This window comes from Streptomyces sp. 13-12-16 (assembly GCF_002114215.1).
Classification (GTDB): domain Bacteria; phylum Actinomycetota; class Actinomycetes; order Streptomycetales; family Streptomycetaceae; genus Streptomyces.
Genome location: NZ_NCTE01000349.1, coordinates 1 through 5,963, shown reverse-complemented (window position 1 = coordinate 5,963; position 5,963 = coordinate 1). Strand labels below are relative to the sequence as shown.

Below are 5,963 nucleotides of genomic sequence, written 5' to 3'. Positions count from 1 at the left end.
CGGCAGGACGCCGGCGGGAGCGGATCCCCCGTCCGGACGGCCCGCCGACGGCGGCCGGACGCGGCGAAGACGGCCTGGCACGGCGACTACGGCCGGGCGCGGCGAAGGCCCGGGCCTCCCTCACGGGACCCGGGCCTTCCCTCATCCGGCCGCGTCCGTCACGCCGCGACCGGAACCTCGGGCGCCACACCGTTGGTGGCCGGCGACAGCGCCAGTTCCAGGACCTGGCGGACGTCGGTGACGGCGTGGACGTCGAGCTTGTCCAGCACCTCCGCCGGGACGTCGTCCAGGTCGGGCTCGTTGCGCTTGGGGATGATCACGGTGGTGATCCCCGCGCGGTGCGCGGCGAGCAGCTTCTGCTTCACCCCGCCGATCGGCAGCACCCGCCCGGTCAGCGAGACCTCACCGGTCATCGCCACGTCCGTGCGGACCAGCCGGCCGGAGAGCAGCGAGGCCAGGGCGGTGGTCATGGTGACGCCCGCGCTCGGGCCGTCCTTGGGCACCGCGCCCGCCGGGAAGTGGATGTGCACGCCCCGGTCCTTCAGGTCGCCGACCGGGAGCTCCAGTTCGGCGCCGTGGCTGCGCAGGAAGCTCAGCGCGATCTGCGCCGACTCCTTCATCACGTCACCGAGCTGGCCGGTCAGGGTCAGTCCCGCCGCGCCCGTCTCCGGGTCGGCCAGGGAGGCCTCCACGTAGAGGACGTCCCCGCCGGCGCCGGTCACCGCGAGCCCGGTGGCGACACCGGGGACGGCGGTACGGCGCTCGGCCGGGTCCTGGGCGGACTCGGGCACGTGGTGCGGCCGGCCGATCAGGTCCCGCAGGTCGTCCCCGGTCACGGTGAAGGGCAGCTTCCGCTCACCCAGTTCGTGCTGGGCGGCGATCTTGCGCAGCAGCCGCGCGATGGACCGCTCCAGGGTGCGCACGCCCGCCTCGCGCGTGTACTCGCCGGCCAGCTTGCGCAGCGCGCCCTCGTCGAGCGTCACCTCGTCCTCGGCCAGTCCGGCACGCTCCAGCTGGCGCGGGAGCAGGTGGTCGCGGGCGATGACGACCTTCTCGTCCTCGGTGTAGCCGTCGAGGCGGACCAGCTCCATGCGGTCGAGCAGGGCCTCCGGGATGGCCTCCAGGACGTTGGCCGTCGCGAGGAACACGACGTCGGACAGGTCGAGCTCGACCTCCAGGTAGTGGTCCCGGAAGGTGTGGTTCTGCGCCGGGTCGAGGACTTCGAGCAGGGCCGCTGCCGGGTCGCCGCGGAAGTCGGAGCCCACCTTGTCGATCTCGTCGAGGAGCACGACCGGGTTCATCGACCCGGCCTCCTTGATCGCCCGCACGATCCGGCCGGGCAGCGCGCCGACGTAGGTACGGCGGTGGCCGCGGATCTCGGCCTCGTCGCGGACGCCGCCGAGGGCGACGCGGACGAACTTGCGGCCCATCGCGTGGGCGACGGACTCGCCGAGGGACGTCTTGCCGACGCCGGGCGGGCCGACCAGGGCGAGCACGGCACCGCCGCGCCGTCCGCCGACCACGCCCAGGCCCCGGTCGCTGCGCCGCTTGCGCACCGCCAGGTACTCGGTGATCCGCTCCTTCACGTCCTGAAGGCCCGCGTGCTCGGCGTCGAGGACCGCCCGGGCGCCCTGGATGTCGTACGCGTCCTCGGTGCGCTCGCTCCACGGCATCTCCAGGACCGTGTCGAGCCAGGTGCGGATCCAGGAGCCCTCGGGCGACTGGTCGGAGGAGCGCTCCAGCTTGTCGACCTCCTTGAGCGCGGCCTCGCGGACCTTCTCGGGCAGGTCGGCGGCCTCGACGCGGGCCCGGTAGTCGTCGGACTCCTCGCCCTCCTGCTCGCCGTTGAGCTCGCGCAGCTCCTTGCGTACGGCTTCGAGCTGGCGGCGCAGCAGGAACTCGCGCTGCTGCTTGTCGACGCCCTCCTGGACGTCCTTGGCGATGGTCTCGGCGACGTCCTGCTCGGCGAGGTGGTCGCGCAGCTGCTGGGTGGCGAGCCTCAGCCGTGCCACCGGGTCGGTGGCCTCCAGCAGGGCGACCTTCTGGTCGGTGGTGAGGAACGGCGAGTAGCCGGAGTTGTCGGCGAGCGCGGAGACGTCGTCGATGGCCTGGACCCGGTCGACGACCTGCCAGGCGCCGCGCTTGCGCAGCCAGGCGGTGGCGAGCGCCTTGTACTCCTTGACCAGTTCGGTCACGTGCCCCGGCAGCGGCTCGGGCACGGTCTCGTCGATCCGCGTGCCCTCCACCCACAGCGCCGCGCCCGGCCCGGTCGTACCGGCGCCGATGCGCACGCGGCCCCGGCCGCGGATCAGGGCGCCGGGATCGCCGTCGGCCAGCCGGCCGACCTGCTCGACCGTGCCCAGCACACCGGTGCCGGCGTAGGTCCCGTCGACGCGTGGCACCAGGAGCACCTTGGGCTTTCCCGTCTCGGTGCGGGCGGCGGCCTGGGCGGCCTCCACCGCGGCTCGCACCTCGGAATCGCTCAGGTCCAGCGGAACCACCATTCCGGGCAGCACGACCTCGTCGTCGAGCGGCAGCACGGGCAGGGCGAGCGGTGTGGACTCAGCAGCCATGATCTCCCCTTCGGCAGTCAAGTTGAGCTATGCCGACTCAATGCTTGTGAGCCGCCGAATGTTCCCGGAGCCGCGTTCGCTCTGAGCGATCATCGTCCCGGGGTGCCGAAGCCCGGCCGCCGCGGAGGGGGAGCTGTCAGGATGAACGCATGTCCACCCCGTACGACATTCCCGATCCCCCCGAAGTCCTGGACCGCCGCGAGGGCCCGTACGGCGAGGTCGTGCTGCGCAGGCACGGTGACCTGCTGCAGATCATCGCCAACGGCTGCTTCCTGATGGACACCTCCGACGGCCGCTCGGAGCGGCGGCTCGTCGACGCCGCCCTGGCCGCCCTCGACACCCGCGCGGGGCACGGCCCGCACGTCCTGATCGGCGGCCTCGGGGTCGGCTTCTCGCTCGCACACGCCGCCGGGCAGCCCCACTGGGGACGGATCGCCGTGGTGGAGCGCGAACCGGCGATCATCGAATGGCACCGCGCGGGGCCGCTGTCCGGGCTCTCCGCGCGGGCCCTCGCCGACCCGCGCACGGAGATCGTCGAGGCGGACCTCGTCCGTTACCTCGATGAGACATCGGACACGTTCGACGCGCTCTGCCTCGACATCGACAACGGGCCCGACTGGACCGTCACCGAGGACAACGACGGGCTCTACTCGGCAGTCGGACTGGCCGCCTGCGCAAGGGTGTTGAGACCGGGCGGGGTACTCGCCGTGTGGTCGGCGAAGCCGTCCCCGGAATTCGAGGGAACCTTGCGGAATGCCGGGTTCCAACAGGTGCGTACCGAAGAGATCCCCGTTGCCCGGGGCGTTCCGGACGTCGTGCACCTCGGCGTCCGCCCTGGATAGCAAAGGCGCGGTGACTCCCCGTACGCTGCTGCCCTGACGCGGTCATTCAAGCGTCAATCGCAGTGATGCGCAGACGACGGATCACCCCACGGATTCCGGAAAAAGCACACCTCAGGGGCGGGCGATGGAGCAGACACAGACCTCCCACAACGGCACGGCCACGACCACTCCCGGCGCCCAGCGCCGGGTCCTGGTGGTCGAGGACGACGCGACGATCGTGGACGCCATCGCGACTCGCCTGCGCGCCGAGGGATTCCTGGTGCAAACGGCGGGCGACGGCCCGTCCGCGGTGGACACGGCGGAGGCCTGGCAGCCCGACCTGCTGATCCTCGACATCATGCTGCCCGGCTTCGACGGCCTGGAGGTCTGCCGGCGCGTGCAGGCCCAGCGGCCGGTGCCGGTGCTGATGCTCACCGCGCGTGACGACGAGACCGACATGCTGGTCGGGCTGGGCGTCGGCGCCGACGACTACATGACGAAGCCCTTCTCCATGCGGGAGCTGGCGGCCCGCGTGCACGTCCTGCTGCGCCGCATGGAGCGGGCCGCCCTCGCGGCGACGACCCCGCGCAGCGGCATCCTGCGCCTGGGCGAGCTGGAGATCGACCACGCGCAGCGCAGGGTGCGGGTGCGCAGCGAGGACGTCCATCTGACGCCCACCGAGTTCGACCTCCTGGTGTGCCTGGCGAACACCCCCCGCGCGGTGCTCTCCCGTGAGCAGCTGCTGGCCGAGGTGTGGGACTGGGCGGACGCCTCCGGCACCCGCACGGTCGACAGCCACATCAAGGCGCTGCGCCGGAAGATCGGCGCCGAGCGCATCCGCACCGTGCACGGCGTGGGCTACGCCCTGGAGACGCCGACGCCATGAGCGACGGTCCGGCCGGACGCAGAAGCCCCGGGGCGCGGCAGCCCTGGGGCGGTGTACGCCCGTTCTCGATCAAGACCAAGCTGGGTGCGCTGGTCGTCGTCTCGGTCCTGATCACCACGGGACTGTCGGTGATAGCCGTGCACACCAAGACGGAGCTGCGCTTCATCACGATCTTCTCGATGATCGCGACGCTGCTCATCACGCAGTTCGTGGCGCACTCGCTCACCGCGCCGCTGGACGACATGAACGCCGTGGCCCGTTCCATCTCGCACGGCGACTACACCCGCCGGGTGCGCGAGAACCGCTGGGACGAGCTCGGCGACCTGGCCCGGACGATCAACGTCATGGCCGACGAGCTGGAGGCCCAGGACCGCCAGCGCAAGGAGCTGGTCGCCAACGTCTCGCACGAGCTGCGCACGCCCATCGCGGGCCTGCGCGCGGTGCTGGAGAACATCGTCGACGGCATCACCCAGGCCGACCCCGAGACGATGCGCACGGCCCTGAAGCAGACCGAACGGCTGGGCCGCCTCGTGGAGACGCTCCTCGACCTGTCCCGCCTGGACAACGGCGTGGTGCCGCTGAGGAAGCGGCGGTTCGAGGTGTGGCCGTACCTGTCCGGGGTGCTGAAGGAGGCCAACATGGTCTCAACGGCCCGCGCGGGCATGGCCTCCGGATCGGGCAGCCACACCCGTACGGACGTCCATCTGCACCTCGACGTCTCGCCCCTGGAGCTCGTCGCGCACGCCGACCCCGAGCGCATCCACCAGGTCGTCGCCAACCTCATCGACAACGCGGTCAAGCACAGCCCGCCGCACGGCCGGGTGACGGTCCGGGCACGGCCCGGGGACCAGCCGGAGTCGCTGGAGCTGGAGGTGGTGGACGAGGGACCCGGCATTCCGCGGACCGAGTGGCACCGCGTCTTCGAGCGGTTCAACCGGGGCAGCGTCAACCGGCCGCACGGTCCGGGCAGCGACGGAGGCACCGGTCTCGGCCTGGCGATCGCCCGCTGGGCCGTCGATCTGCACGGCGGCCGGATCGGAGTGGCCGAATCCGAGCGGGGCTGCCGGATTCTCATCACTCTTCCGGGAGCATCATCCGTACCAAGTTGACGTAAAGTTCGAAGCGGAGCCGCAAGATCCACCGGCGTTCGTCCTGACGGACACGTGTGATCAGGCAGAGGCCCGCGCGAGCTGCGCGCCGGGGCCCGTCCGAGCGATCCCTGAAGCGGCCCGGAGAAGCGGAACCAGGGTTGTTTCCCGCCATTTCCCGCGCCGAAACACCCGCCGCGATGTGACTTACACGACGATGGACGGGCCCGGCCTGACCTTCTCGCTCTTGGGGGCGTAGCCTTTATTTCCGCTGTCCATCATCTTGCGAAGCGGAAGAGGGCGGTTGACGCCGTGTCGCCACAGTCCCCCAGTAACTCGAGCATCTCGACCGACACCGACCAAGCGGGCAAGAACCCCGCTGCGGCCTTCGGTGCCAACGAATGGCTCGTCGACGAGATCTACCAGCAGTACCTCCAGGACCCGAACTCGGTGGACCGAGCCTGGTGGGACTTCTTCGCCGACTACAAGCCGGGCGCGCCTGCGACCTCGGCTCCGGCGGGTACCGCGGCCGCGGGGGCCGCGGGAACCACCACCCCGGCCCAGCCGGCCGCTCCGGCCCGGCCCGCCGCGCCCG

At 71.6% G+C, this 5,963-nt stretch carries 5 protein-coding genes; 4 read left to right on the top strand and 1 reads right to left on the bottom strand.

Features of this window, described 5'->3' with window-relative positions; all coding sequences use genetic code 11:
• Positions 1-158: 158 nt before the first annotated feature.
• Entirely contained in the window at positions 159-2,573 is a 2,415-nt protein-coding gene (gene lon / locus B7767_RS14745; RefSeq protein ID WP_085572589.1) for an endopeptidase La, read from the bottom strand.
• A gap of 149 nt (positions 2,574-2,722) precedes the next feature.
• On the opposite strand from lon, the gene B7767_RS14740 reads away from it, so the two are divergent.
• From B7767_RS14740 to B7767_RS14725, 4 genes are all read left to right on the top strand, one after another.
• A complete protein-coding gene (locus B7767_RS14740; RefSeq protein ID WP_085572588.1) occupies positions 2,723-3,415 on the top strand; it encodes a spermidine synthase in 693 nt (230 codons plus the stop codon).
• A 124-nt stretch (positions 3,416-3,539) separates the two neighbouring features.
• The gene (locus B7767_RS14735) at positions 3,540-4,280 is read left to right on the top strand and encodes a response regulator transcription factor (RefSeq protein WP_028959305.1); all 741 of its coding nucleotides are present in this window, start codon (positions 3,540-3,542) and stop codon (positions 4,278-4,280) included.
• Complete coding sequence (locus tag B7767_RS14730; protein WP_085572587.1) at positions 4,277-5,389, top strand: HAMP domain-containing sensor histidine kinase; 1,113 nt, start codon at positions 4,277-4,279, stop codon at positions 5,387-5,389. The genes B7767_RS14735 and B7767_RS14730 overlap by 4 nt, the downstream gene beginning before the upstream one ends.
• Before the next feature lie 291 nt (positions 5,390-5,680).
• Positions 5,681-5,963: hypothetical protein (locus B7767_RS14725; RefSeq protein ID WP_143652463.1), on the top strand; the 283-nt coding region annotated here is incomplete at its 3' end.

What these genes read in the sequence shown, in the direction of transcription:
- lon (WP_085572589.1), bottom strand. Translation starts at nt 2,573, where the DNA reads ATGGCTGCTGAGTCCACACCGCTCGCCCTGCCCGTGCTGCCGCTCGAC.
- B7767_RS14740 (WP_085572588.1), top strand. Translation starts at nt 2,723, where the DNA reads ATGTCCACCCCGTACGACATTCCCGATCCCCCCGAAGTCCTGGACCGC.
- B7767_RS14735 (WP_028959305.1), top strand. Translation starts at nt 3,540, where the DNA reads ATGGAGCAGACACAGACCTCCCACAACGGCACGGCCACGACCACTCCC.
- B7767_RS14730 (WP_085572587.1), top strand. Translation starts at nt 4,277, where the DNA reads ATGAGCGACGGTCCGGCCGGACGCAGAAGCCCCGGGGCGCGGCAGCCC.